The 23166-nt window shown below is 74.6% G+C and carries 23 protein-coding genes, 1 pseudogene and 1 riboswitch; of the genes and pseudogenes, 17 read left to right on the top strand and 7 right to left on the bottom strand.

Translation table 11 applies throughout. The features are described from left to right. The first annotated feature begins 44 nt into the window (after nucleotides 1–44). The 3 genes from AB0G13_RS11295 (at nucleotide 45) to AB0G13_RS11285 (ending at nucleotide 2842) form a co-directional block, all read left to right on the top strand. Nucleotides 45–1466 (top strand): pitrilysin family protein, encoded by a 1422-nt coding sequence (locus tag AB0G13_RS11295; protein WP_357872248.1) that lies wholly within the window; start codon nucleotides 45–47, stop codon nucleotides 1464–1466. Nucleotides 1467–1538: 72 nt separating this feature from the next. Further along, on the top strand, nucleotides 1539–2312 hold the full coding sequence (gene dapB / locus AB0G13_RS11290) for a 4-hydroxy-tetrahydrodipicolinate reductase (protein ID WP_357872245.1): 774 nt from the start codon (nucleotides 1539–1541) through the stop codon (nucleotides 2310–2312). Between the two features lie 47 nt (nucleotides 2313–2359). Next, on the top strand, nucleotides 2360–2842 hold the full coding sequence (locus AB0G13_RS11285) for a GNAT family N-acetyltransferase (protein WP_357872242.1): 483 nt from the start codon (nucleotides 2360–2362) through the stop codon (nucleotides 2840–2842). A gap of 77 nt (nucleotides 2843–2919) precedes the next feature. Here the strand turns inward: AB0G13_RS11285 and AB0G13_RS11280 are convergent, their stop codons facing one another. Together AB0G13_RS11280 and AB0G13_RS11275 are read right to left on the bottom strand one after the other, a co-directional pair. Beyond that, nucleotides 2920–3300, bottom strand: coding sequence for a VOC family protein (locus AB0G13_RS11280; protein ID WP_357872239.1), 381 nt, complete (start codon nucleotides 3298–3300; stop codon nucleotides 2920–2922). 148 nt (nucleotides 3301–3448) lie between these two features. Beyond that, a complete protein-coding gene (locus AB0G13_RS11275) occupies nucleotides 3449–4096 on the bottom strand; it encodes a GNAT family N-acetyltransferase (RefSeq protein WP_357872237.1) in 648 nt (215 codons plus the stop codon). A 35-nt stretch (nucleotides 4097–4131) separates the two neighbouring features. Between AB0G13_RS11275 and AB0G13_RS11270 the strand changes: the two genes are divergently transcribed. Next, entirely contained in the window at nucleotides 4132–5439 is a 1308-nt protein-coding gene (locus AB0G13_RS11270; protein ID WP_357872234.1) for a glycosyltransferase 87 family protein, read from the top strand. Here the strand turns inward: AB0G13_RS11270 and AB0G13_RS11265 are convergent. Next, nucleotides 5338–5889: a GNAT family N-acetyltransferase gene (locus AB0G13_RS11265; RefSeq protein WP_357872232.1), complete on the bottom strand. Its 552-nt coding sequence runs from the start codon at nucleotides 5887–5889 to the stop codon at nucleotides 5338–5340. The two genes, AB0G13_RS11270 and AB0G13_RS11265, sit on opposite strands and share 102 nt — an antisense overlap. Before the next feature lie 78 nt (nucleotides 5890–5967). Between AB0G13_RS11265 and AB0G13_RS11260 the strand changes: the two genes are divergently transcribed. From AB0G13_RS11260 to AB0G13_RS11240, 5 genes are all read left to right on the top strand, one after another. Continuing rightward, entirely contained in the window at nucleotides 5968–7197 is a 1230-nt protein-coding gene (locus tag AB0G13_RS11260; RefSeq protein WP_357872230.1) for a crosslink repair DNA glycosylase YcaQ family protein, read from the top strand. An 83-nt stretch (nucleotides 7198–7280) separates the two neighbouring features. Then, nucleotides 7281–7784, top strand: a complete 504-nt coding sequence (locus tag AB0G13_RS11255) for a DUF2752 domain-containing protein (protein ID WP_357872341.1) — start codon at nucleotides 7281–7283, stop codon at nucleotides 7782–7784. 230 nt (nucleotides 7785–8014) lie between these two features. Further along, nucleotides 8015–8758 (top strand): FAD-dependent thymidylate synthase, encoded by a 744-nt coding sequence (thyX, locus tag AB0G13_RS11250; RefSeq protein WP_357872338.1) that lies wholly within the window; start codon nucleotides 8015–8017, stop codon nucleotides 8756–8758. 46 nt (nucleotides 8759–8804) lie between these two features. Continuing rightward, complete coding sequence (gene dapA / locus AB0G13_RS11245; RefSeq protein ID WP_357872227.1) at nucleotides 8805–9731, top strand: 4-hydroxy-tetrahydrodipicolinate synthase; 927 nt, start codon at nucleotides 8805–8807, stop codon at nucleotides 9729–9731. Between the two features lie 52 nt (nucleotides 9732–9783). Further along, nucleotides 9784–11472: a ribonuclease J gene (locus tag AB0G13_RS11240; protein WP_357872224.1), complete on the top strand. Its 1689-nt coding sequence runs from the start codon at nucleotides 9784–9786 to the stop codon at nucleotides 11470–11472. Between the two features lie 70 nt (nucleotides 11473–11542). Here the strand turns inward: AB0G13_RS11240 and AB0G13_RS11235 are convergent, their stop codons facing one another. Beyond that, nucleotides 11543–13189 (bottom strand): YbjN domain-containing protein, encoded by a 1647-nt coding sequence (locus tag AB0G13_RS11235; RefSeq protein WP_357872221.1) that lies wholly within the window; start codon nucleotides 13187–13189, stop codon nucleotides 11543–11545. Continuing rightward, nucleotides 13186–13665: a YbjN domain-containing protein gene (locus AB0G13_RS11230; RefSeq protein WP_357872219.1), complete on the bottom strand. Its 480-nt coding sequence runs from the start codon at nucleotides 13663–13665 to the stop codon at nucleotides 13186–13188. The genes AB0G13_RS11235 and AB0G13_RS11230 overlap by 4 nt, the downstream gene beginning before the upstream one ends. A gap of 114 nt (nucleotides 13666–13779) precedes the next feature. On the opposite strand from AB0G13_RS11230, the gene AB0G13_RS11225 reads away from it, so the two are divergent. Continuing rightward, entirely contained in the window at nucleotides 13780–16224 is a 2445-nt protein-coding gene (locus AB0G13_RS11225; RefSeq protein ID WP_357872216.1) for a DNA translocase FtsK 4TM domain-containing protein, read from the top strand. A 131-nt stretch (nucleotides 16225–16355) separates the two neighbouring features. On the opposite strand, the gene AB0G13_RS11220 is transcribed toward AB0G13_RS11225, so the two are convergent. Then, nucleotides 16356–16598, bottom strand: a complete 243-nt coding sequence (locus AB0G13_RS11220; protein ID WP_357872213.1) for a hypothetical protein — start codon at nucleotides 16596–16598, stop codon at nucleotides 16356–16358. Nucleotides 16599–16687: 89 nt separating this feature from the next. Beyond that, nucleotides 16688–17002, bottom strand: a complete 315-nt coding sequence (locus AB0G13_RS11215) for an SMR family transporter (protein WP_357872210.1) — start codon at nucleotides 17000–17002, stop codon at nucleotides 16688–16690. 67 nt (nucleotides 17003–17069) lie between these two features. Then, nucleotides 17070–17135: riboswitch (guanidine-III (ykkC-III) riboswitch) on the bottom strand. Between the two features lie 91 nt (nucleotides 17136–17226). Here AB0G13_RS11215 and AB0G13_RS11210 point away from each other — a divergent pair. From AB0G13_RS11210 to AB0G13_RS11180, 7 genes and pseudogenes are all read left to right on the top strand, one after another. Beyond that, complete coding sequence (locus tag AB0G13_RS11210; RefSeq protein ID WP_357872207.1) at nucleotides 17227–18150, top strand: ornithine cyclodeaminase family protein; 924 nt, start codon at nucleotides 17227–17229, stop codon at nucleotides 18148–18150. Nucleotides 18151–18236: 86 nt separating this feature from the next. Beyond that, nucleotides 18237–19814 carry a 30S ribosomal protein S12 methylthiotransferase RimO gene (gene rimO, locus AB0G13_RS11205; RefSeq protein WP_357872205.1) on the top strand — a complete coding sequence of 526 codons (1578 nt, stop codon included), beginning with the start codon at nucleotides 18237–18239 and terminating at the stop codon, nucleotides 19812–19814. Between the two features lie 77 nt (nucleotides 19815–19891). Beyond that, nucleotides 19892–20485 carry a CDP-diacylglycerol--glycerol-3-phosphate 3-phosphatidyltransferase gene (pgsA, locus tag AB0G13_RS11200; protein ID WP_357872202.1) on the top strand — a complete coding sequence of 198 codons (594 nt, stop codon included), beginning with the start codon at nucleotides 19892–19894 and terminating at the stop codon, nucleotides 20483–20485. Nucleotides 20486–20677: 192 nt separating this feature from the next. Then, nucleotides 20678–21235, top strand: a complete 558-nt coding sequence (locus AB0G13_RS11195) for a CinA family protein (protein ID WP_357872200.1) — start codon at nucleotides 20678–20680, stop codon at nucleotides 21233–21235. Between the two features lie 145 nt (nucleotides 21236–21380). After that, nucleotides 21381–21815 carry a helix-turn-helix transcriptional regulator gene (locus tag AB0G13_RS11190; protein ID WP_357872197.1) on the top strand — a complete coding sequence of 145 codons (435 nt, stop codon included), beginning with the start codon at nucleotides 21381–21383 and terminating at the stop codon, nucleotides 21813–21815. 203 nt (nucleotides 21816–22018) lie between these two features. Next, on the top strand, nucleotides 22019–22891 hold the full coding sequence (locus AB0G13_RS11185) for a PspA/IM30 family protein (protein ID WP_357872195.1): 873 nt from the start codon (nucleotides 22019–22021) through the stop codon (nucleotides 22889–22891). Nucleotides 22892–22914: 23 nt separating this feature from the next. Further along, nucleotides 22915–23166 (top strand): annotated as a pseudogene (locus tag AB0G13_RS11180) (hypothetical protein); the annotation flags it as partial.

The following is a 23166-nucleotide window of genomic DNA, read 5'->3' as shown; positions in this document are numbered from 1 at the left end:
CGCACCATCGCATCACCCACCCCTCGTCGATCTGGGAGCAACACGTGAGTCGGGCCGTCAGCGCGCCGTTTCCGCCGGATCGACGGGGGGTGGCGTCCGTCCCGGGCCCCGCAGGGGCCTCCCCCCGCAGCAACGGGGCGGCCCGCTCCGGCGCCGCCCGGGCGGTGACCCGCACCATCAGCGACGACCCGCTGGGCGGCACGGTACGACGTACCGTGCTGCCCAGCGGGCTGCGTGTGCTCACCGAGGCGATCCCGGCGATGCGCAGCGTCTCGTTCGGCGTCTGGGTGGCGGTCGGCTCCCGGGACGAGACCGGCCCGCAGGCCGGCGCGGCGCACTTCCTGGAGCACCTGCTCTTCAAGGGCACCAACAAGCGCAGCGCGCTGGACATCTCCTCCGAGATCGAGGCGGTGGGGGGCGAGACCAACGCCTTCACCACCAAGGAATACACCTGCTACTACGCCCGCGTGCTGGACGAGGACCTGCCGCTGGCCATCGACGTGATGTGCGACCTGGTCGCCGACTCGGTGCTGGAACCGGCCGACGTGGAGACCGAGCGGGGCGTGATCCTCGAGGAGATCGCCATGCACGACGACGAGCCCGGCGACGAGGTGCACGACCTCTTCGCCCGGGCCGTCTACGGCGACCACCCGCTGGGCCGACTGATCTCCGGCACCGAGGAGACCGTCACCCCGATGACCCGGCGGCAGATCCAGGGCTTCTACCGCCGCCGCTACACCGCCCCGCAGATCGTCGTCGCCGCCGCCGGCAACCTGGACCACGCCACGGTGGTCAGGCTGGTCCGCCAGGCACTGCACGGCACCCCGCTGGACACCGACCCGGCGGCGCCCGCGTCGCACCGGTCGGCCACCCCGGCCGTACGCACGAAGCCCGCCACCACCCTGGTGGAGCCGAAGGAGACCGAGCAGGCGCACGTCATCCTCGGCTGCCCCGGCATCGACCGGCTCGACGAGCGGCGCTTCGCCCTGGGCGTGCTCAACAACATCCTCGGCGGCGGCATGTCGAGCCGGCTGTTCCAGGAGATCCGCGAGCGGCGCGGCCTCGCCTACTCGGTCTACTCCTACGCCAGCCAGTACGCCGACAGCGGCCTCTTCGCCGTCTACGCGGGCTGCGCCCCGGGCAAGGTCGACGAGGTGCTGGAGCTGACCCGGGCGGAACTGGCCCGAGTGGCCGCCGACGGCCTGACGGAGGCCGAGGTGGCCCGCGGCAAGGGGATGAGCAAGGGCTCGTTCGTGCTGGGCCTGGAGGACACCGGCTCGCGGATGAGCCGGCTGGCCAAGGGCGAGCTGCTCTACGGCCACCTGATGCCGGTCGACGAACTGCTCGGCCGGGTCGACGCGGTCACCGTGGCCGACGTCAACACCCTGGCCGCCGAGCTGCTGAGCCGGCCGATGTCGCTGGCCGTGGTCGGCCCGTTCGGCGCGAACGACTTCTCCGCCCGCTGACCCGTCCCCGCACCACCGCCCGGCGCCGGTCCGCCCGGGTGCGGGCGTCCCGATTGGGATAGGTTGTGCCCCGTGACTGACGAGCAGGAGAAGAGCCCGGACGAGCTGATCCGGGTCGGCGTGCTGGGCGCCCGGGGACGGATGGGCATCGAGGTGTGCCGGGCGGTGGACGCCGCCGCCGACATGGAACTGGTGGCCATGGTGGACCAGGGCGACGGCCTGTTCGCCGCGTCCGACGCCGGGGCCGAGGTGGTCGTGGACTTCACCACCCCGGACGTCGTCATGGACAACCTGCACTGGTGCATCGACCAGGGCATCAACGCGGTGGTCGGCACCACCGGCTTCACCGAGCAGCGGTTGGAGCGGGTGCGCGGCTGGCTGGCCCGCAAGCCCGAGTTGGGCGTGGTCATCGCCCCCAACTTCGGCATCGGCGCGGTGCTGATGATGCAGTTCGCCGCCCGCGCCGCCCGGCACTTCGAGTCGGTCGAGATCGTCGAGCAGCACCATCCCCGCAAGCTGGACGCCCCCAGCGGCACCGCCACGCACACCGCGCGGCTGGTCGCGGCGGCCCGCGCCGAGGCCGGGCTCGGCCCGATGCCGGACGCCACCTCCGCCGAGGTCGCGGGCGCCCGGGGCGCCGACATCGACGGGGTACGCGTGCACGCCGTGCGCGCCACCGGCCTCGTCGCCCACCAGGAGGTGCTCCTCGGCACCGTGGGGGAGACGTTGACCATCCGGCACGACTCGTACGACCGGGTCTCGTTCATGCCCGGCGTGCTGCTGGCTGTCCGCGCGGTCCGCGGCCGGCCCGGGTTGACCGTCGGCCTGGACGCCCTGCTCGACTGACGGGCAAACCCGTCGCGGCGGCAGCAGGCGGCCCCTAGGCTGCCCGGATGATCGATTCTGGGCTCTCCGACCGGGCCGGGCGCCGGATCACCCTGCGCCCGGTGGACGACGACAACTGGCGGGCGGTGGCCGACGTCGCCCCGCGCGACGACCAGCGCGCGTGGGTGGCGGCGCTGGCCGCCCGCTACCTGCTGCTGACCATGCGCTCCGACGTGTGGACCTCGCTGGCGGTGTACGCGGACGAGACCGTCGTCGGGCACGTCATGTGGGGCGTCGACGACGACGGGTCCCGGTGGATCGGCGGCATGGTGGTCGACGCGGCCGAGCAGGACCGGGGCGTGGGCCGGGCGACGGTGCGCACCCTGGCCCCGTGGCTGGGCGGCCAGGACGGCGGGCGCCCCGTCCGGCTCTCCTACCACCCCGACAACGCCCAGGCCGCCCGCCTCTACGCGAGCCTCGGCTTCGTGCCCACCGGGGCGATGGAGGACGACGAACTGGTCGTCGAGCTCCTCGCGCCCGCGCGTTACTGACGCCCCGCCGGGCGGCGGGCACCGCCGCGCCGCGACGGCTCGGCGACCGCGGGTGGCGCCCCGCTCGGGAGGCGGGGTCAGCCCTCCTCGATCACCGACAGGATGTTGCCGGCCGGGTCGGTGAACCACGCGATCGTCGGCCCGTTGCCGCGCATGACGCCCTTCTCGTCCTGGGGCAGGCCGGGGTAGTGCGCGAATCGCACCCCGCGCGCGGTCAGCTCGTCGACGGCCCGGTCGACGTCGTCGATGGGGAAGTTGAGCACCGTGTAGGCCGCGGGGGTGTGGTCCTCCTTCGGGTAGACCATCACGTCCCGGCCGCCGGCGAGGTGCAGCGTCAGCAGGCCGCCCATGGCGTCGTCGCGCGACACCCGCAGGCCGAGCGTGTCGGCGTAGAACCGCTCGGCCCGGCCGGTGTCGTCCACCGAGAAACTGCTCCACGCCCTCGTGTCCGCGAACATGCCCGGTGCCTCCCTCTCGTGGACGCCGTCACCGCGACCATGGGGTCACCGTAGGCGACGCCCCCGACAGTGTCCGGCGTTCCGCCGGCTCGGGCGGGCCGGGGACCACGATCCGGTGCGGTCCGGGCCGGGGCCACCGCCCGTGTCGTCAGTCCCCGGGCGGCGCCGACGACCCACCCGGCGCCAGGTCCGGCAGCGTCGCCTCGGCGGGCGTCGCGTCCGCGGGGTCCGCGTCCGTGGGCACCGCCACGTGCAGGCGCACCTGCGGGACGAGCATGTCCTCCACGTCCAGCGCGCGGGCCGCGCCGTCGGGCTCCCAGCCGGTGCTGGTGAGGAACTTCCGGGTCGCCGCGTCGGCGTCGAAGGCCCAGGCCAGCGCGCGGGTGAACCCGTCGGAACGCCACAGGTCGACGGTCGCCGCGAGCAACCGGCTGCCGTGCCCCCGCCGACCCCAGCGCGGCTCGACCAGCAGGTCCGTCACCGCGGCGACGTCCGGCCCGAGGACCTCCGCCGGCTCGCCCGGGGCGAGGGCCTCGGCGTCGGCCGGACCGGAGGCGGCGAACCCCACCAGATACGATTGCTCGGCCTGTTCGACGGCGACCAGCACCCGATGGGCGCCGGAGGGCGGCTCCTGCACGGCCGCGCTCCACCGCCGGGCGAGCCACGCCTCGTCCAGGTTGTCGAGCACGTGCCGGGGCAGGATCCGACGATAGGCGACCCGCCAGGTCGCGAGTTGGATGCGTGCGATCTCGCCGGCGTCTTCCGGACGCGCCGGGCGGACGTACCCGAGAGCCATGGGACGTGAGCCTACGCAGGGCGAGGGAGGCGATGGTGGCGCAGGGTCCCCGACGGACGATCCAGCAGGTCGTCTGCGTCGTCACGCTCGCCGTCGCGGTGACCGCCTTCCTGTCCGTCGCGGCCGTCCGGCACGGCTTCTTCGACCTCAAGGTCTACTACGGCGCGCTGACCTGGTGGGTGCACGACGGCGGGGAGATCTACGACTTCCTCAAGCCCGGCACCCAGTACGGCTTCACCTACCCGCCGTTCGCGGCCCTGGTCATGCTGCCGATGGCGTACCTGCCGTGGGCGGCGGCGATCGCGGTCAGCGTGGCCGCCAGCGTGCTGGTCACCGCCGTGCTGTTCTGGTGGCTGGTCGACCCGATCTCCCGCCGCTCCGGCTGGACCCGCTGGTTCGTCCTCGCCGTGGCGCTCTGCCTGGCCGCCGCGTACGAGCCGATGCGCGAGACGGTCAACTTCGGCCAGGTCAACATGCTGCTGCTCTTCCTGGTCGCGATCGACCTGCTCCGGCTGCTGCCGGCCGGCAACCGGTGGGCCGGCGTGGGCATCGGCCTGGCCACCGCGATCAAGCTGACCCCGGGCATCTTCATCGTCTACCTGCTGGTCACCGGCCGCTGGCGGGCCGCGGTCACCTCGATGGCCACCGCGGCCGGCGTGACGCTGCTGGCCGCCGCGCTCTTCCCCGACGCCTCGCGGGAGTTCTGGACGGAGGCGCTGTGGAACACCGGCCGGGTGGGTGAGCTGGCGTTCGTCTCCAACCAGTCGCTGCGCGGCGTGGTCGCCCGGCTGAACCCGGAGCACCCGAGCACCCTGGCCTGGCTGGCGCTGGTGCTCGCCACGCTGGCGCTGTGGGCCTGGCGCTCCCGCGCCGCCGTGGCCGTCGGCGACGAGGCGACCGGCCTGGCGCTGACGGGCGCGGTGATGTGCCTGGTCAGCCCGGTCACCTGGGTGCACCACCTGGTGTGGCTGCTGCCCGCGCTGATCCTGCTGGTCGACAACGGGATGGCCGCGCCCGCCGGCAGCCGCCCACGCCGCGTCCTGCTGGGCGCCGCGGTCGTCGGGTACGGCCTCCTGATCAGCCGGATCGTCTGGGCCTGGGAGAAGGACTTCACCGGGCTCGACGGCTTCCTCGGCAGCAACACCTACGTCTGGATCAGCCTGGCGCTGCTGGCGTTCCTGCCCATCCGTCGCCTGGGCGACGGCGGCCGGATCAGCCGCCGCTGGGCGGGGCCGGCCGGGTCAGCCGTCGAGGCGCCCGGCGTACCGCAGCTCGACCAGCCCGACCGGCGGTCGCCCGCCGGCCAGCGGCACCGGATAGGTCGACCGCTCACCGTCCGGTGACAGCCCGGCCCGCTCGTAGAACCGGCGGGCCCGGTGGTTGTCCGCCAGCACCCAGACGCGGTAGTCGGACCAGCCCCGTTCGACCAGCCCGGCCCGCGCCGCCGCCAGTAGCGCCCGCGCCGTGCCGTCGCCCCAGCGGGCCGGCTCGACGTACATCGCCAGCACCTCGCCGTGCGTGGGGTCGAGGTCGGCCCGGTCCTGGTTGTTGCGGTACGGGCCGAACGTGGTGAACCCGGCCAGCGTCCCGTCGACCTCGGCGAGCAGGGTGGTGAAGGGGTGCTCCGGGTCGGCGGTGCCGAGGTCCCGGCGGCGCTGCGCCCAGGCCGTGACGTTGAGCCGCCGCAGCACCTCCTCGGGCATGATCCCGGCATAGCCGGCCTGCCAGCCGTGGATGTGCACCCGGGCGAGCGCCTCGGCGTCGTCGGGTTCCTCGCGGCGGATCGTGAGCATGCGTCCGTTCTATGCCCCGCCGGGTGATCGGTCCAGCGTCCGCACCGGTGTCGTACCGGTGGAATAGGGTGCCCGACGATGGCCGCACCGGAATCGCTCTCGCTCGCCCAGGCCCGTCGGGTGGCGCTCGCCGCCCAGGGCTTCGCCGACCCCGCGCCCACCAGCGCGCCCACCCGCCGGCACCTGCGTCGGGTGCTCGACCGGGTCGGGCTGATCCAGATGGATTCGGTCAACGTGCTGCAACGGGCGCACTACCTGCCGCTCTACAGCCGGCTCGGGCCCTACCCGACCGCGCTGCTCGACGACGCCGCCTACCGCCGCCCCCGGGAGCTGTTCGAATACTGGGGGCACGAGGCGTCGCTGGTCCCCGTCGGGCTGCACCCGGCACTTCGCTGGCGGATGGCCCGGGCCCGCTCGGAGTCCTGGGGCGGGATGCGGCGGATCGCCCAGGAGCAGCCCGGCCTGGTCGCCTGGGTGCGCGACGAGGTGGCCGCCCGGGGGCCGCTCACGGCCGCCGACATCGAGCACGACGCGCCCCGGGAGAGCGGCAACTGGGGGTGGAACTGGTCGGCGGTGAAGCGGGCGCTGGAGTTCCTGTTCTGGGCGGGGGAGGTCACCGCCGCCGACCGCACCACGTCGTTCGCCCGCCGCTACGACCTGCCGGAGCGGGTGCTGCCGGCCGCCGTGCTCGACGCGCCCACGCCGACCGACGCGGAGGCACACCGCGCGCTGGTGGGCATCGCCGCGCGGTCGCTCGGGGTGGCCGCCGAGCCGGAGCTGCGCGACTACTTCCGGCTGCCGGTGGCCGGCGCCCGGCAGGCCATCGCCGACCTGGTCGAGGCGGGCGAGCTGCTGCCGGTCGCCGTGCAGGGCTGGCGGCGGCCCGCCTGGCTGCACGCCGGGGCGCGGTTGCCCCGCTGGGTGCGCGGCAACACCCTGGTGAGCCCGTTCGACCCGTTGGTCTGGGAGCGGGCCCGCACCGAGCGGCTCTTCGACTTCAGCTACCGCATCGAGATCTACGTGCCCGCGCCGCAGCGGGTGCACGGCTACTACGTGCTGCCGTTCCTGCAGGGGGAGCGGTTCACCGCCCGGGTCGACCTGAAGGCCGACCGGAAGGCCGGCGTGCTGCTGGTGCCGGCCGCCTGGGGCGAGCCGGGCGTGGACCGGGGCGAGACCGCGCTGGCGCTCGCCGCCGAGCTGCACCGCCTCGCCGGCTGGCTGGGCCTGGACGCGGTGGCCCCGCCCGCCGCCGGCGACCTGGCCGTCCCGCTGGCCGCCGCGCTGGCGGGCGTGGCCGGTGTACGGTGAGCGACGTGACGAGCGTTGACGGACCGGCCCCTCAGCCGCCTCCGCAGGCCGGCGGGGTCGAGGCCCCGCCCCAGGAGTTTCCGGTGCCGCCGGGCGGCGGATGGCCCGCGGGCCAGGTGCCGCACTACCCGGTGCCCGAGCCGGACCGGCTCACCCGCTTCGTCGTCCGTCTCTACGAGCGCTCCCCGCGCTGGGCGGTGCCGCTGGCCGCGCTCGGCTGCGTCGCCGCCGGCATCGGCTACGCGCTGCTCAGCGACCCCACGCGCTCGGCGCCCGACGCCGCACCGACCTGCCTGCTCAAGCTCACCACGGGGCTGGACTGCCCGGGCTGTGGCGGCACCCGCGCGCTCTGGTACGTGCTGCACGCAGACCTCCCGGCCGCCGCCCGGCACCACTTCCTCTTCGTCTTCGCGCTGCCCTTCCTGGCCTACCTCTTCGTCGCCTGGGCGGGGCGGCAGGCGTTCGGTTGGCGTCTGCCCGAGCTGCGGATCAGCTCCCGGGCGATCGGCGTCTTCCTGGCCGCCTGGCTGGCCTTCTCGGTGCTGCGCAACCTCCCCTGGGCACCCTTCACCTCCCTCTACGTCTGAGCCTCGCCGCCCGCCCTGCCCGCGTCGCCGGCCGGCCCGTGCGCCAGTCGCGGCGTCCGAGAGCGGAACGAGGCGCGCCCCGCGTGTTCGACAGCCCGGCCGCGTGATCGACGTTGCACCGTCATCGACCTTGCACCGTGATCGACCTTGCACCGTGATCGACATTGCACCGGGCGAGCCTGGCTTGGGCGGGCCGGGTCCACGCCACTACAGTGCCAGGAATGCCGGAGATGGTGCAGCCCCAGGTCAAGCTCATCGCGTGGACCCACTTCGAGGCTCCCGACGAGGTGCCGTGGTCGACCGACGCCGAGGGCGGCCAGGCCCTCGCGGAGTTCGCCGGCCGGGCCTGCTACCAGAGCTGGAAGAAGCCGAACCCGGCCACCGCCACCAACGCCGGCTACCTCGCGCACATCCTGGAGGTCGGCCACCTGAGCGTGCTGGAGCACGGCTCGGTCAGCTTCTACTTCAGCGGGGTGTCCCGCTCCTTCACCCACGAGCTGATCCGGCACCGGCACTTCTCGTACTCCCAGCTCTCCCAGCGGTACGTGCCGGAGCGCGACGCCGCCATGGTCGAGCCCTCGGTGATCGCCGACGACCCGGAGCTGCACAAGAAGTTCGTGGAGGCCGCCGAGGCGAGCGTGCGCGCGTACAACGAGTTGCTGGAGGGGCTGGAGCGGCGCTTCGCCGACGTGGAGAACGCCACGCTGCGGCGCAAGCAGGCCCGCCAGGCGGCCCGGGCGGTGCTGCCCAACGCCACCGAGACCCGCATCGTGGTCACCGGCAACTACCGGGCCTGGCGGCACTTCATCGCCATGCGCGCGACGGAGCACGCCGACGTGGAGATCCGCGAGCTGGCGGTGGAGTGCCTGCGGCAGCTCCAGGGCGTCGCCCCGAACGTCTTCGCCGACTTCGTCATCTCGGCCCTGCCCGACGGCACCGAGGTCGCGGCGAGCCCGCACGCCGAGCTGTCCTGAGCCCTTCCCCGGCGGGGCGTCGGTGGTCGTCCGCTAGGTTGGTGGCATGACGCACGACCACCCTGACACGCCCGCCCGGGCGGTGTCCCGCCCCTTCGGGCGAGTGCTCACGGCCATGGTGACCCCGTTCACCGCCGACGGCTCGCTCGACCTCGACGGCGCCGCGCGGCTCGCCAGCTACCTGGTCGACGAGCAGGGCAACGACGCGCTGGTGGTCAACGGCACCACCGGCGAGTCGCCGACCACCACCGAGGCGGAGAAGGAACAGCTGATCCGGGCCGTGGTGGAGGCCGTCGGTGACCGCGCCAAGGTCGTGGCCGGGGTCGGCACCAACGACACCCGGCACACCATCGAGCTCTCCGCGGCCGCCGAGAAGGCGGGCGCGCACGGCCTGCTCGTGGTCACCCCCTACTACAACAAGCCGCCGCAGAGCGGGCTGCTGCGGCACTTCACCGCCGTCGCGGACGCCACCGGCCTGCCGGTGATGCTCTACGACATCCCGCACCGCGCGGGCGTGCCGATCGACACCGAGACGATGGTGCGCCTGGCCGAACACGGCCGGATCGTCGCGGTGAAGGACGCCAAGGGCGACCTGACCGCCACGAGCTGGGTCACCAGCCGGACGAACCTCGCCTTCTACAGCGGCGAGGACTCGCTCACCCTGCCCTCGCTGGCCGTGGGCGGCGTCGGCGTGGTCGGCACCTCGACCCACTTCACCGGCGCGCTCACCAAGCAGATGATCGAGGCGTACGACGCGGGGGACACCGCCACCGCGCTGAGCCTGCACCGGCGGCTGCTGCCGCTGTTCACCGGCATCTTCCGTACCCAGGGCGTGATCCTGGTGAAGGCGGGCCTGGCGGCCGCCGGGAAGCCCGCCGGGCCGGTGCGTTCGCCGCTGGTCGACGCCACCGAGGACGAGATCGCCCAGCTCCGCGCCGACAGCGCGGCGGCGGGCCTGGAACTGCCCGAATGACCCAACGACACGATGGACGCCGGATGCCGGCGTCGCAGAATGAGGTGGACGCGTGACCGAGGCGCACTTCGAGACGGAACTGCCCCCGCCACTGCCGGAGGGTGGGCTGCGGATCATCCCGCTCGGCGGGCTCGGCGCCATCGGTCGCAACATGACCGTCTTCGAGTACGACGGCAAGCTGCTGGTGGTCGACTGCGGGGTGCTCTTCCCCGACGTCGAGCAGCCCGGGGTCGACCTGATCCTGCCCGACTTCGGTCCGATCCTGGACCGGCTCGACGACGTCCAGGCGATCGTGCTGACCCACGGCCACGAGGACCACATCGGCGCGGTGCCCTACCTGCTCGCGCACAAGCCCGACATCCCGCTGGTCGGCTCCCAGTTCACCCTCGCCCTGGTCGAGGCGAAGCTCGCCGAGCGGCGGATCCAGCCCTACACGCTGACCGTGCGGGAGGGCGGCCGGGAGCGGCTCGGCCCGTTCGAGTGCGAGTTCTTCGCGGTCAACCACTCGATCCCCGACGCGCTCGCGGTGGCCATCCGCACGCCGGCCGGCCTGGTGCTGCACACCGGCGACTTCAAGATGGACCAGCTCCCGCTGGACGGCCGGATCACCGACCTGGCCGGGTTCGCCCGGCTCGGCGCCGAGGGCGTGGACCTGCTGCTCTCGGACTCCACCAACGCGGAGATCCCCGGCTTCGTCACGCCCGAGCGGGAGATCGGGCCGGTGCTCGACTCGATCTTCGCGAAGGCCAAGGGGCGGATCATCGTCGCGTCGTTCGCCTCGCACGTGCACCGGGTGCAGCAGGTCTTCGACTCCGCCGCCGAGCACGGCCGCAAGGTCGCCCTCATCGGCCGCTCCATGGTCCGCAACATGGGCATCGCCCGCGACCTGGGGCTGCTCAACATCCCGGCCGGGCTGGTCATCGGGATCGAAGAGGCGACGAACATGCCGCCCGAGCAGATCGTGCTGATGTCCACCGGCTCGCAGGGCGAGCCGATGAGCGCCCTGGGCCGGATGGCCAGCGGCGACCACCGGCACATCACCATCGCCCCCGGCGACACGGTGGTGCTCGCCTCGTCGCTGGTGCCCGGCAACGAGACCTCGGTCTACCGGGTGATCAACCGGCTGGCCCGGGCCGGCGCCGTGGTGGTGCACAAGGACGTGGCCAAGGTGCACGTCTCCGGTCACGCCCCCGCCGGCGAGCTGCTCTACCTGCTCAACGTGGTCCGTCCCAGCAACCTGATGCCGGTGCACGGCGAGTGGCGGCACCTGCGCGCGCACGCCCGGCTCGGCATCGAGTCCGGCGTCGCCCCCGACCGGGTGGTGCTCTGCGAGGACGGCGACGTCGTCGACCTCGTCGAGGGCCGGGCCAGCCTCGTCGGGCACGTGAAGAGCCGCTACGTCTACGTCGACGGCCTCGCCGTCGGCGACGTCAGCGAGTCGCTGCTCACCGAGCGCCGGATCCTCGGCGACGGCGGGTTCATCGCCACCACCGTGGTGGTCGACTCGGTGACCGGCAAGGTGGTGGGCGGCCCGACCCTGTCGGCGAAGGGCTTCTCCGAGGACCCGGAGGCGTTCAGCCCGGTGATCCCGCTGGTCACCGAGGCCCTGAACCGGGCGGCCTCCGACGGCATCACCGACCCGCACCAGCTCCAGCAGATCGTCCGGCGCACCGTGGGGCGGTGGGTGAACGACGCGTACCGGCGTCGGCCCATGATCGTCCCCACCGTCGTCGAGGTCTGACCCGCGCCGCCGCGACGCCCGCCCGCACCCCGTGTGCCGGCGGGCGTCGCCGTGCGCCGGGCCGGCGGCGTCAGGGCAGCGCGGCCACCGCCTCGGCGTACGCGACGGCAGTCTCCACGGCCGCGTCGAGCAGGACCGTGAGCTGGGCGGGGGCCACCCCGTGCGCCAGGTCGGTGGCGACGTGGCCCGCCAGCATCAGCTCGCCCTCCTGCTCGTGCACGTACGCCTTCGGCAGCAGCCGGTCGTGGTTCCAGGCGTTGCAGAAGGCGTACGCCTCCACGAGCCGGTCGGCCGGCAGCCGGCGGCTCGCCACGGACCGGGCCTGGAGGATCTCGCCCCGCTCGCCGGCCCGCCGGAACTGGATCAGCGCCTCGCCCCAGCGGCCCGTCACGGCCCCCCGGTCGTCCACGGCGTACCGGTCTCCGCGCCGGTCCAGCGCGGCGGTGATCATCGCCACGCTCAGCGGGCGGGGCTCCCCGTCCGGCGGCTCCTCGTCGGGCGGGTCGCCAGCGTCGTCGCCGGCCTCGTCGGGCGGCAGGGGCACCGGTGCGGCGGCGGGCCGCTCGGCCAGCCAGGACGCGATCCGGCCGGACTGGTGGCCGGTGCCGTTGCGGGCGTCGAAGCTGCCGGCCAGCGCGGTGGCCACCCCGAGCAGGGTGGCGCCGAGCGTGGCCACGTCGAGCTCGGCGGCCGGCCGCACCCCGTACGCCGGGCGGTGCACCGTCCGGCCGCCGAGCCCCGCCTCCACGGCCAGGGCGCAGACCAGCGCCCCGGCGGCGGCGAACTCCATCGCGGACAGGTCGTCGTGCGGCCGGTCCAGCCGGGGCAGTTGCTCGGCGAGGACGTCGAGGCCCCGGGCGGGGTGCCCGGCCAGCGCGCACCACCGCAGGTGCGCGGCGAGGAACGGGAAGGCGGCCCGCTCCCGCCGGTGCCGCCGGTACGCCCGGACGTGCGCCTCGGCCGCCCGCTCCGGCTCCCCGGCCCGCAGCCAGGACAGCAGCCCGGCGGCCAGCGTCCGCTCCGGCTGCTCGGTGCAGTCGACGGCGTCGTGCGGGGTGTCCGCCAGGGCGGCCAGCGCGGCCGGATGGTCGCCCCACCCGGCGAGCAGTTCCGCCCGGCGGGCCGACGCGCAGTCCGGGCAGCCGCCGACCGGCCCCGGGTCGGCCGTCGACCACTTGTCGTACCACCGGCGGGCCGTCGGCTCGTCGCCGAGATGGTCGGCGACGCGGCAGCGCAGCTCGGCGACCGCCGCCGGGTCGTCGGCGGCGCGCGCGGCGAGGTCGTCCAGCATGGCACGCGCCTGGTCCAGCCCGACCCGCGGCGAGCCGAGCAGGGCCTCGACCGCGTGCCGCCGGTAGCGCCGCAGCAGCTCGGCCTCGTCGCCCGCCAGCAGGTCGGGGCGGCGGTCCGTGGCGGCGAGGCAGCGGCGCACCGGCTCGACCAGCCGCCACCGCTCCCCGTGCAGGAGGTACGCCTCGATCAGCGCGAACCGGGCCGCCAGCGCGCTCCGGTCGTCGCCCGTGGCGTCGGCGTGCGCGGCGATCCGTTCCAGCTCGCTGCTGCGGGCCTCGCCGTCGGGGGTGTCCCGGGCGTCGGCCAGCGCCCCGGCCAGCGCCGGGTCGGGCGCCCGGCCCCCGCGCCGCAGCCCGCTCCACCAGCCGGGCAGCCCGAACGGGTCGAGGCCGCGACCGGCCAGGTCCCCGCCGCGGCCCGTCACGCCACCACCCCGCCGGGCAGCCGGGCCACCTCGGTGGCGAGCTGGCAGCCGGTGGCGATGCCGCAGTCGAGCAGCTGGTCGAGCTGGTGCGCGGTGACGCCGCGTTCCAGGTCGGTGATGACCTCGCCGCAGACCCGGGCCCGCCCGTCGTCCTCGACGTGCACGAACGCCTTGGGCCAGAGCCGGTCGTGGTTCCAGGCGTTGCAGAAGGCGTGCAGCGCCGGCACGTACTCGATCGGGAACGTCGGCGCGGTCAGGGTGCGGACCTGGAGCACCTCCCCGGCGGTGCCGGGGCGCAGGAACCAGATCGAGCTGTCGTCCCAGCGGCCGACCAGGTCGCCGTCGGCGTCGGCCTCGACGCGGTAGCCCCGGCTGCGCAGCACGGCGGCGATCAGCTCGCCGGTCAGCGGTTCCAGCGCCCCCGGGTGCCCGGACAGGGGGCCGTCCCGACCGTCCTCGATTCCCGGCGACGCCATGGGGGCATCCCTTCTGAGGCAGATATCACGCGACGCGGCGGGGCCCGCGCTGCGACACGCGGACACGACCCGGAAAGGCGGCGATCTGCCGGGTCACGCCATTAGGTTGATGCTATGGCGGGCCGTACCTCTCAGGCGAGCCGGCGACGCGGCGCGTCGCCGCGTGGCACCACGAACAGTCGTGCCCGTCAGCCGGCGAAGAAGACCGCCCGCGCGGCGCCCCGGCGGCGGCCGGCGGCCCGGCCGGGTCCGGGGCTGGTCGTCGGGCAGGCCGCCCGCGCGCTGTGGATGGGGCTGGCGCACGGCCTCGGCTGGGCCTTCCGGCAGGCCGGCTCCGCCCGGGGCCTCGACCCGGAGCAGCGCCGCGACGGCGCGGGCCTGCTGGTCTTCGGCCTCGCCCTGCTCAGCGCGGTGGCCGTCTGGTTCTCCGGCGCCGGCCCGGTCGGCGCGCGGCTGGCCGACACCTTCCGGCTCTTCCTCGGGGCGATCTCGGTCGTGGTGCCGGTGCTGCTGATGATCGGCGCCTGGCGGCTGATGCGCGAGCCCGTCGATCCCGAGCACCGCGGCCGGGGCCTGGTCGGCTGGACCTCGATGCTGGTCGCCACCGCCGCGATGCTGCACATCGGGCAGGACCCGGCCGACGCGGGCCAGCGCGACTTCGCCGGCGGCCTGGTCGGCGCCGGCGTCGGCAGCCTGATGGAGCGCGCGGTCACCGCCTGGGTGGCCGTGCCGCTGCTGATCCTGCTGCTGGTCTTCGGCCTGCTGGTGGTCACCGCGACCCCGATCAACAAGGTCCCGGAGCGGCTCGGCCTGCTGTTCGGCACCCGGATCGCCCCGGTCGTGGAGGAGACGGACGAGGCGCCCGCCAAACCCGCCCCCCGCAAGCGCGCGACGAAGCGGGCGGCCCCGCCGCCGCTCGACCCGGAGGAGTTCGACGAGGACCTCGACGGGGTGGACCTCCAGGAGACCCTGGTGCTGCCCCGCAAGCCCCCGGGCAGGGTCCCGGCGAGCCGCAAGCCGGCCGAGCCGCCGGAGCACTCGCCCGCCCCGACCCGGGCCGAGCAGCTCGCCCTGACCGGGCTGGCGGGCGACTACACGCTGCCGCCGGCGAACATGCTCGGCAGCGGCGCGGCCCCGAAGTCCCGGAGCAAGGCCAACGACGAGGTGATCGTCGCGCTCACCGGCGTCTTCGAGCAGTTCGGCGTGGACGCCGCCGTCACCGGCTTCACCCGCGGGCCGACCGTCACCCGCTACGAGGTGGAGCTGGGACCGGGCGTCAAGGTGGAGCGGATCACCCAGCTCTCCCGCAACATCGCGTACGCGGTGAAGTCGCCCGACGTGCGGATCCTCAGCCCGATCCCGGGCAAGAGCGCGGTCGGGGTGGAGATCCCGAACACCGATCCGGAGAACGTGGCGCTCGGCGACGTGCTGCGGTCGCGGGCGGCCACCAGCGACCACCACCCGATGGTGGTGGCGCTCGGCAAGGACATCGAGGGCGGCTACGTGGTGGCCAACCTCGCCAAGATGCCGCACATCCTGATCGCCGGCGCGACCGGCGCGGGCAAGTCGTCCTGCCTGAACTCGCTGCTGGTGTCCATCCTGACCCGGGCCACCCCGGACGAGGTGCGGCTGCTGCTGATCGACCCGAAGCGGGTCGAGATGACCGGCTACGAGGGCATCCCGCACCTGGTCACCCCGATCGTGACCAACGCCAAGAAGGCGGCCGACTCGCTGGAGTGGGTCGTCCGCGAGATGGACATGCGCTACGACGACCTCGCCGCCAACGGGGTCCGGCACATCGACGACTTCAACCGCAAGGTGCGCAACGGCGAGATCAAGGCGCCGCCGGGCAGCGAGCGGGAGATGCGCCCGTACCCGTACCTGCTGGTGATCGTGGACGAGCTGGCCGACCTGATGATGGTCGCCCCGCGCGACGTGGAGGACTCGGTCGTCCGGATCACCCAGCTCGCCCGCGCGGCCGGCATCCACCTGGTGCTGGCCACCCAGCGCCCGTCGGTCGACGTGGTCACCGGCCTGATCAAGGCGAACGTGCCGTCCCGGCTGGCGTTCGCCACCTCCTCGCTGGCCGATTCCCGGGTCATCCTCGACCAGCCGGGCGCGGAGAAGCTGCTCGGCCGCGGCGACGGACTGTTCCTGCCGATGGGCGCCTCGAAGCCGATCCGGATCCAGGGCGCCTGGGTGACCGAGCGCGAGATCGCCGACGTGGTCAAGTTCTGCAAGGACCAGCGCGAGCCGGAGTTCCGCCCGGACGTGCTGGCCCCGGCGCAGGACAACAAGAAGAAGGTCGACGAGGAGATCGGCGACGACCTCGACCTGCTGGTGCAGGCGGTCGAGCTGGTGGTCACCTCGCAGTTCGGTTCGACCTCGATGCTCCAGCGCAAGCTGCGGGTCGGCTTCGCCAAGGCGGGGCGGCTGATGGACCTCATGGAGACCCGCGGCGTGGTCGGCCCGTCGGAGGGCTCCAAGGCCCGCGACGTGCTGGTCAAGCCGGACGAGCTGGAGGAGGTCCTGGCCGGCCTGCGCGGCGGCGAGGACTAGCCCCCCCCGCCCCCCCCTGGCGGGAAGGCGGGGACCAGCCCCGCCGACGCCCGCTGGCGGGAGGGCGCCGCGCACGCGACGGGCCCGCCGGCTCGCCGGCGGGCCCGTTCTCCGCTGGGGGAGCGGCGGGGTCAGTTGACGATCGCGTTGATGATCAGCAGGCTGAGGACGATGGCGACCACGTTGGCGGCCGCGGCGTACCAGCCGAGCGGCTTGTCGCCCAGCACGGCGCCGACGATGCCCAGGACCAGCCCGATCACGCCGAAGATGAGTGGGTTGAGCAGGAGCGCGAGGACCGCGAAGACGAAGCCCAGGATCGTGCAGATGCGGGCGGCGTTGGTGCGCGGGCGGGCGGTCGAGTGCATGTCGGCCATGTCTGCCTCCGTGGGTGAGAGCCTTCCGGTGCCAGGCACAGCTCTACCCACTGTGGTGGTTCGTCACGCCTCGCCCGGCGCGACGCCGGTCAGTGCAGGACCTTCAGGCCGACGACGCCGGCGACCACCAGCAGCAGGCAGGCGATCCGGGGCAGGCTGGCCGGCTCGTCCAGCGCCACCATGCCGACAACGGCGGTGCCGACCACGCCGATGCCGACCCAGACGGCGTAGCCGGTGCCGACCGGGATCTCGCGCAGCGCGTACGCCAGGCCGGCCATGCTGAGCACCAGGGTCACCCCGAAGACCAGCGACGGGACGAGCCGGGTGAAGCCGGCGCTGCGGTCGAGGGCGACCGCCCACGCGGTCTCGAGAAGTCCGGAGATCACCAACACGATCCAGGCCATGGCGGATCACCTTCGCGTAGCTGCCCGGACCGTCGGGGCCGGGACGAGTGGGCTCGGTATACACACACGCGGGGCGTCTTGGCCTGACCGGGTACGCCCACCACTCGTCCGGGGCGGCCCTCGGGCCGCCAGGACCGACGTTAGCACCGGCTGGACGGCGCCCGGGGTGAGTCGGGCCACCACCGGTTGACCTGAACCTTGCTTCAACTTGCAGTATCGGGTCCATGCCGCTGCTCTTCTCCGATCCCGAGGTCGCCGCCGCGCTGGACGCCCCCACCACGGTGGCCGCGATGCGGGACGCCCTGCTCGCCGCGTACGCCGGCCGCCTGGTGGCCCCGCCCCGGGCCGCCGCGCCGCTGGGCGGGGCACGGATGGTGCTCACCGCCGGCCATCTCACCGGTGAGTGGTACGGCTTCCGCTCGTACGACACGTTCGGGCACCCGGAGGGCGAGCAGGTGGTCGTGCTGCACGACGGGCGTACCGGGGCCGTCCGGGCGGTGGCGGTCGGGGCGGAGCTGGGCTCCCGGCGTACCGGCGGGCTCGGCGGGGTCGCCGTGGACGCCCTGGCCCGGCCGGACGCCGCCACGCTGGGCGTGATCGGCTCGGGCGGGCAGGCGTGGACCCAGGTCTGGGCCGTCGCCGCCGTCCGTCCGCTGCGCGAGGTCACCGTGCACAGCCGCTCCGCCGCCCGGCGGGAGGCGTTCGCCGCCCGGGTCCGCGCCGAGCTGGGCGTGCCGGCGCGGGCCGTGGACTCGGCGCGGGCGGCCGTCCGGGACCGCGACGTCGTGGTGCTCGCCACCACCGCCGTCACCCCGGTGCTCGACGCCGCCGACCTGGCCCCCGGCACCCACGTCAACGCGGTCGGCTTCAAGCAGGTCGACCGGCACGAGTTCGGCACCGACCTGCTGGACGCCGCCGGCCTGCTGGTCACCGACTCGCCGGCGCAGGCCGCCGCGTACGACCCGCCGATGCTGGCGACGCTGCCCGCGTACGCCGGGCGGTTGCGCGACCTGGGGGCGGTGCTGGCCGGCGCCGTCCCCGGCCGGACCGGCGCGGACCAGGTCTCGGTCTTCTGCTCGACCGGCCTGGCCGGCACGGAGGTCTTCCTGCTCGACCGGCTGGTGGGCGTCGGCGCGGCGGTGCTCTGAGCCGGCCGGGCCGGCGGGGAGTGTGCGGCGGCCGGTGCGGGCGGCCCGCCGTTGACGGCCGCCACCCGACCGCCCGGTACCCTCGGATGGTGTCTGCCACCTCCTCCTCCGACGACTCCAGCCCGGCGCGTCCGTCGTCCGACTCGAGCTCGGCGCGTCCGTCGCCGCGTAACGACCTGGAGCCGTCGGCCACCGACGGCCGCCGGGTCGCCCTGCTGACCCTGGGCTGTGCCCGCAACGAGGTCGACTCGGAGGAGCTGGCCGCCCGGCTGCACGCCGACGGCTGGCAGGTCACCACCGACGGCGAGGGCGCCGACGTGGTGGTCGTCAACACGTGCGGCTTCGTGGAGAAGGCGAAGCAGGACTCCATCCAGACCCTGCTGGCCGCCGCCGACACCGGCGCCAAGGTGGTCGCCGCGGGCTGCATGGCCGAGCGGTACGGCCGCGAGCTGGCCGACAGTCTCCCCGAGGCGCAGGCGGTGCTGAGCTTCGACGACTACCCGGACATCGCCGCCCGGCTGGACGCGGTGGTCGCCGGCGAGCGGATCGGCGCGCACACCCCGCGCGACCGGCGCGAGCTGCTCCCGCTGACCCCGGTCTCCCGGCGGGACAGCGGGGTGTCGCTGCCCGGCCACGGCACCCCGGTCCGGGGTGTCACGGAGACCGACGAGCACACCCCCGCCCACCTGCGCCAGGTGCTGCGCCACCGGCTCGACACCGGCCCGGTCGCCTCGCTCAAGCTGGCCAGCGGCTGCGACCGGCGCTGCGCGTTCTGCGCCATCCCCGCCTTCCGCGGCGCGTTCGTCTCCCGCACGCCCGACGAGCTGCTCGCCGAGGCGGAGTGGCTGGCCCGGACCGGCGTACGCGAGCTGGTGCTGGTCAGCGAGAACTCCACCTCCTACGGCAAGGACCTGGGCGACCCCCGGGCGCTGGAGAAGCTGCTGCCCCAGCTCGCCGCGATCGACGGCATCGTCCGGGTGCGGGCGAGCTACCTCCAGCCGGCCGAGACCCGCCCCGGCCTGGTCGAGGCGATCGCCACCACGCCCGGCGTGGCGCCCTACTTCGACCTGTCGTTCCAGCACTCGAGCGAGCCGGTGCTGCGCCGGATGCGCCGCTTCGGCTCCACCGACCGCTTCCTGGAGCTGCTGGCGAGCGCCCGCGCGCTGGCCCCCGCCGCGGGTGCGCGGAGCAACTTCATCGTCGGCTTCCCCGGCGAGACCCGCGCCGACTACCAGGAGCTGGTCCGGTTCCTGACCGAGGCCCGGCTCGACGCGATCGGGGTGTTCGACTACAGCGACGAGGACGGCACCGAGGCCGCCGGGCTGCCCGGCAAGGTCTCCGCCGCCACGGTCAAGCGCCGCTACGACAGGCTCAGCGCGCTCGCCGACGAGCTCTGCTCGCAGCGGGCCGAGGAACGCCTGGGCTCGACGGTCGAGGTGCTCGTCGACTCGGTCGACGACGGCGTGGTCGAGGGCCGGGCGGCCCACCAGGCCCCCGAGGTCGACGGCTCGACCACCCTCGTCGCCCCGTCCGGCGCCGGGGTGGACCTGGCCGCGCTGCGCCCGGGCGACCTGGTGCGGGCCACGGTCACGGGCACCGAAGGGGTGGACCTCGTCGCGGTCCCGGATGAGATGATCTCGGCTGCGCCCGGCGCAACACGGTGACGGCGGGCCCGGACGGAGCGGGGGAGCCACGTGGTGGGGTGCCAGGTGCGCCACGGGGGCCGGAGCAGGGGGCGACGGTGACCGGGGCGACGGACTCGACGCCCGCGCCGGTGGTGGCCCGGGTGCCGGTGCTGAACGCGGCCAACGCGCTCACCGCGCTGCGACTGGCCCTGGTGCCGGTCTTCGCGGCGTCCGTGGTCATCTCCGCGATGACGCACGGCGGCTGGCGGATGGTCGCCTGCCTGGTCTTCGCCGTCGCCTCCGCGACCGACCTGGTGGACGGCTGGATCGCCCGCCGGTTCGCCCTGGTCACCTCGGTGGGCAAGGTCGCCGACCCGATCGCGGACAAGGCGCTCACCGGGGCCGCGCTGCTGCTGCTCTCCTGGTACGACCAGCTGCCCTGGTGGGTGACCGCCATGATCCTCGTCCGCGAGCTGGGCATCACCGCGCTGCGCTTCTGGGTGATCCGGCACGGCGTGATCGCAGCCAGCCGGGGCGGCAAGATCAAGACTGCGCTCCAGATCCTGGCCATCACGTGGTACCTGTGGCCGATGCCGGCCGCGCTCGCCGCCGTCGGCCCGTGGATCATGGCCGCCGCGGTCGGCGTCACGGTGCTCACCGGCTTCGACTACGTCGCCCAGGCCCTCCGGATCCGCCGCCCCGCCGCCTGACCCGCGCCCGTCCCGTCAGCCCGGCCCCCTTCCCGGTCCGGTGCCGTCGCGCTCCCGACGCCGGCACCGTCGCGGTCCCGTCGCCAGCGCCGTCGCGGCGGAGGCGGACGGGCCACCGGGGGTGCCCGCCCGCGCCCACGCCGGTCGGGGGAGGATGAGTAGGGCAGGCAGGGCGGGGAAAGGATCCGGGACATGGACATCGACGCAGACGGAGCGCGGCCGGTCGGGAGTCCTGCGGCCGGCGTGGTGCACAGCCTCTCGGAGCGGCACCAGACCCTGGCCACCGTCGAGTCGCTCACCGGCGGCCTGCTGGCCGCCTCGATCGTGGAGATCGCCGGGGTGAGCGGGGTCTTCCGGGGCGGCCTGGTGGTCTACGCCACCGAGCTCAAGGCGCGGCTCGCCGGCGTGTCGGAGGATCTGCTGGCCGACCGGGGGCCGGTCGACCCGGACGTGGCGGTGGCCCTCGCCGAGGGTGGGCGTCGCCAGTGCGGGGCCGACTGGGGCCTGGCCACCACCGGGGTGGCCGGCCCGGAACCGCAGGACGGCAAGCCGGTCGGGCTGGTCTACGTCGCGGTGGCCGGGCCGTCCGGCACCGACGTCCGGCAGCTCGACCTGGACGGCGGCCGCGACCACGTCCGCTCCGCCGCGGTCGTCGAGGCGCTGCGGCTGCTCGCCGCGCGGATCCACGACACCGACGCGGCGGAGGCCGACGGCGGGCGGGCCGAGGCGGCTGGCGTGGGGCGCCGGTGACCGGTCTGCCGCGATCCGAGGGGCGGGGTGGGATGTCGTGGGGGCCCGTAACGGGTACGGTTGCGGGAAGACTCCGGCGACCGGTCCGGCTCGACACGCCGGACGGGCCGCGTGGACGAGTGGTGTCCCTCAGGGGGAGGTGCGAATGGTCCTGCTACGCCGGGTGATCGGTGACGCACTGCGGGCGCGCCGGCAGGGGCAGCACCGCACCCTGCGCGAGGTCTCCTCCGCCGCCAACGTCAGCCTCGGCTACCTGTCCGAGATCGAGCGCGGCCAGAAGGAGCCCTCCAGCGAGCTGCTGGCGGCGATCTGCGACGCCCTCGGTGCGCGCCTGTCCGAGCTGCTGCGCGAGGTCAGCGACACCGTCGCCCTCGCCGAGCAGATGCCCGGCGTGCTGGTGCCGGTGCAGGACGAGCCGGCCGCGCCCGTCGCCGTGCGCAGGAGCGCCGGTCGGGGCGTCCACCAGGTCAGCTCGGACGGCACGGTCGCCGTCCAGGTCCGCCAGGACTCCCCGCTCAAGGCCACCCTGCGCAGCTCCCGGGTCCGGGGCAGCGAGCGCGACGTGGTCTGCGCCGCCTGAGCCACCCCCTTTCTCGCCACGTGGTCGGCCTCGACCGCGCCGCGTACCCTTGATCGCGGACGGCGTCGGCGCTCGCTTCGCTCGCCGGTACGGACGCCCGGGTGGCGTCCGGCTGGGACGATGGAGCCACTGCCGCGCCGGAGCCGGCCGGGAGCACCGGCGCGGTCGAGGCGGAGCGACGCTACTGAGGGGACAACGCAAAGATGGCGAACCCGTTCGTCAAGGGGTGGAAGTACCTGATGGCGCTCTTCGGCGCCAGGATCGACGAGCACGCCGATCCGAAGGTGCAGATCCAGCAGGCCATCGAGGAGGCCCAGCGCCAGCACCAGGCGCTGGTCCAGCAGGCCGCCGCCGTGATCGGCAACCAGCGGCAGCTGGAGATGAAGCTGTCCCGGCAGATGTCCGAGGTCGAGCGGTTGCAGGCCAACGCCCGCCAGGCACTGGTCCTCGCCGACAAGGCCCGCGCCGGTGGCGACGAGACGGAGGCCGGCCGCTACGAGCAGTCCGCGCAGACCCTCGCCACCCAGCTGGTCTCGGCCGAGCAGGCCACGGAGGACCTCAAGACCCTGCACGACCAGGCGCTCGCCGCCGCCGCCCAGGCCCGCCGGGCGGTCGAGAACAACTCGATGATCCTCCAGCAGAAGCTCGCCGAGCGCACCAAGCTGCTCAGCCAGCTGGAGCAGGCCAAGATGCAGGAGAGCGTGGCCCGCTCGCTGGAGTCGATGTCGGCCCTGACCGCGCCCGCCAACACGCCCTCGCTCGACGAGGTGCGCGACCGCATCGAGCAGCGGTACGCCACGGCGATGGGCCGCGCCGAGCTGGCCGGCAACTCCGTCGAGGGCCGCATGCTGGAGATCCAGAAGGCAACCCTCGACTCGGCCGGCTCCTCCCGCCTGGAGCAGATCCGGTCGAGCATGGCCGGCGAGCAGCTCGGCGGCAAGCAGGAACGACCGGCCGCGCAGCAGACCCAGCCCGCCGCGCCGGCCGCCGACCCGGCGGCCGCCGCCCGGCTGGACGAGATCCGCGCCAGCATGGGCCGCGAGCGCGGCACCGGGGACACCACCGCCGCCGGCTGAGCGGCCGGGTCGAGGAGGCAGAGGTGGCAGACGAGCGCACGCGGTACTTCCGGAGCCTGAGCCGGTTGCGGCGGTCCGCACGCCGGTGGAGCGTCACGGCCGGTGGCCTGGGCGGCGCCGCCGCCGTGCTGACCCCGTACGCCGGGCTGGGGCTGCCCGACGCGGCCTGGGCGGCCGGGGCGGGCGGCGCGTTGGTGCTCGCCGCCTGGCGCTGGGTCGACCTGCGGGCGCTGGCCGCCCAGCCGGCACCGCCGGCGCTCGACCCGGCCGAGGCC

This window comes from Micromonospora sp. NPDC023633 (assembly GCF_040640035.1).
Classification (GTDB): Bacteria; Actinomycetota; Actinomycetes; order Mycobacteriales; family Micromonosporaceae; genus Micromonospora.
This window is presented reverse-complemented; position numbering and strand designations above follow the sequence as displayed.

Bases quoted from the DNA above. Each gene is read 5' to 3' on its own strand.
- AB0G13_RS11285 (WP_357872242.1), top strand. From the start codon at position 2,360: ATGATCGATTCTGGGCTCTCCGACCGGGCCGGGCGCCGGATCACCCTG.
- AB0G13_RS11280 (WP_357872239.1), bottom strand. From the start codon at position 3,300: ATGTTCGCGGACACGAGGGCGTGGAGCAGTTTCTCGGTGGACGACACC.
- AB0G13_RS11275 (WP_357872237.1), bottom strand. From the start codon at position 4,096: ATGGCTCTCGGGTACGTCCGCCCGGCGCGTCCGGAAGACGCCGGCGAG.
- AB0G13_RS11265 (WP_357872232.1), bottom strand. From the start codon at position 5,889: ATGCTCACGATCCGCCGCGAGGAACCCGACGACGCCGAGGCGCTCGCC.
- AB0G13_RS11260 (WP_357872230.1), top strand. From the start codon at position 5,968: ATGGCCGCACCGGAATCGCTCTCGCTCGCCCAGGCCCGTCGGGTGGCG.
- thyX (WP_357872338.1), top strand. From the start codon at position 8,015: ATGGTGCAGCCCCAGGTCAAGCTCATCGCGTGGACCCACTTCGAGGCT.
- dapA (WP_357872227.1), top strand. From the start codon at position 8,805: ATGACGCACGACCACCCTGACACGCCCGCCCGGGCGGTGTCCCGCCCC.
- AB0G13_RS11230 (WP_357872219.1), bottom strand. From the start codon at position 13,665: ATGGCGTCGCCGGGAATCGAGGACGGTCGGGACGGCCCCCTGTCCGGG.
- AB0G13_RS11225 (WP_357872216.1), top strand. From the start codon at position 13,780: ATGGCGGGCCGTACCTCTCAGGCGAGCCGGCGACGCGGCGCGTCGCCG.
- AB0G13_RS11220 (WP_357872213.1), bottom strand. From the start codon at position 16,598: ATGGCCGACATGCACTCGACCGCCCGCCCGCGCACCAACGCCGCCCGC.
- AB0G13_RS11215 (WP_357872210.1), bottom strand. From the start codon at position 17,002: ATGGCCTGGATCGTGTTGGTGATCTCCGGACTTCTCGAGACCGCGTGG.
- AB0G13_RS11210 (WP_357872207.1), top strand. From the start codon at position 17,227: ATGCCGCTGCTCTTCTCCGATCCCGAGGTCGCCGCCGCGCTGGACGCC.
- rimO (WP_357872205.1), top strand. From the start codon at position 18,237: ATGGTGTCTGCCACCTCCTCCTCCGACGACTCCAGCCCGGCGCGTCCG.
- AB0G13_RS11195 (WP_357872200.1), top strand. From the start codon at position 20,678: ATGGACATCGACGCAGACGGAGCGCGGCCGGTCGGGAGTCCTGCGGCC.
- AB0G13_RS11190 (WP_357872197.1), top strand. From the start codon at position 21,381: ATGGTCCTGCTACGCCGGGTGATCGGTGACGCACTGCGGGCGCGCCGG.
- AB0G13_RS11185 (WP_357872195.1), top strand. From the start codon at position 22,019: ATGGCGAACCCGTTCGTCAAGGGGTGGAAGTACCTGATGGCGCTCTTC.